The sequence below is a fragment of the Paraburkholderia sp. BCC1884 genome (assembly GCF_900996225.1).
Lineage (GTDB): Bacteria > Pseudomonadota > Gammaproteobacteria > Burkholderiales > Burkholderiaceae > Paraburkholderia.
Window position 1 is genome coordinate 1 of record NZ_CAAJGL010000154.1, and the last position, 475, is coordinate 475.

Annotated in this window: 1 protein-coding gene; it reads left to right on the top strand. The window is 68.6% G+C overall.

Going from position 1 to position 475, the window contains the following annotated elements:
- Nucleotides 1-374 (top strand): hypothetical protein (locus tag FQ705_RS32560; protein ID WP_313955693.1); only part of this gene is annotated, 374 nt, incomplete at its 5' end.
- Nucleotides 375-475: the final 101 nt, after the last annotated feature.

A 475-nucleotide genomic window follows, 5' to 3' on the forward strand; every position in this document is an offset into this window, starting at 1 on the left:
CAGGCATCCGAATCGATCGGCTTGCCTTTCCCAACCCTCGTCGTTCCCGTTTCATGGATTCCACCATGCATCTGCTGACTTCCTTCCTGGCCGGCGCCTTCCTCTGCAACTGCATCCCGCACCTGGTGGCGGGCCTGCAGGGGCGGCCGTTCCCCACGCCGTTCGCGACCCCGCGCGGCGTCGGCCTGTCCTCGCCGCTGGTCAATTTCCTGTGGGGCGCCTTCAATCTCGCGGTCGGCCTGTTGCGCTTCGAGCGCTTTCCGATCAGCCTCGGCCTGAATCCCGACTGCGCGGCGATGGCGCTGGGCGCGCTGCTGCTCGGCATCTACCTGTCGCGTCATTTCGGCAAGGTGCGCCGCGAAGCCGGCTGGTGATCTCGAATGGGCCTGCCTGGCGGGGGCCCATGTCGATGGCGCGAGCCGCGCGAAGGCGGCGCGGGCTGAAAAAGACGGCGGGCGCGCTGGATCGCGCGCCC